Origin of the sequence: Mycobacterium sp. 1245852.3 (assembly GCF_001669335.1) — a bacterium.
Taxonomy (GTDB): Bacteria; Actinomycetota; Actinomycetes; order Mycobacteriales; family Mycobacteriaceae; genus Mycobacterium; species Mycobacterium europaeum_A.
This window is the reverse complement of record NZ_LZLL01000107.1, coordinates 1-511: the sequence shown is the minus strand read 5'-3', so window position 1 is coordinate 511 and position 511 is coordinate 1. Positions and strand designations below refer to the sequence as shown.

General features: G+C 71.6%; 1 protein-coding gene. It reads left to right on the top strand.

The window, feature by feature from the left end; all coding sequences use genetic code 11:
* The coding region (locus tag A9W96_RS04705; protein WP_156765116.1) for an MMPL family transporter at positions 1-511 on the top strand (511 nt) is incomplete at both ends.

Genomic DNA, 511 nt, shown 5'->3' with positions numbered 1-511 from the left:
ACGCCGCTGATGGTGGTGGTGATCGCGTTGGTCGTCGCCGTCGGCTTCGGGCTGGCCACCGACTACGAGGTGTTCCTCGTCTCGCGGATGGTCGAGGCGCGCGAACGCGGTATGTCCACCGCCGAGGCCATCCGGATCGGCACCGCGACCACCGGGCGCCTGATCACGGCCGCCGCCCTGGTGCTGGCCGTGGTCGCCAGTTCGTTCGTGTTCTCGGACCTGGTGTTGATGAAATATTTGGCCTTCGGCCTGATGGCGGCGCTGCTGCTCGACGCCACCATCGTGCGGATGTTCCTGGTGCCGTCGGTGATGAAGCTGCTCGGCGACGACTGCTGGTGGGCGCCGCGCTGGGCCCGCCGCCTGCAGAACAAGATCGGGCTGGGTGAGATCGACCTGCCCGACGAGCGCAAGCGGCCCACGCTGAACGGCCGGCCCGCGCGCCCGCCCGTGGCGGCCAGCCTGGTCGCCGCGGCACCGCGGCCGCCGCACGACCCCACCCACCCGGCGGCGC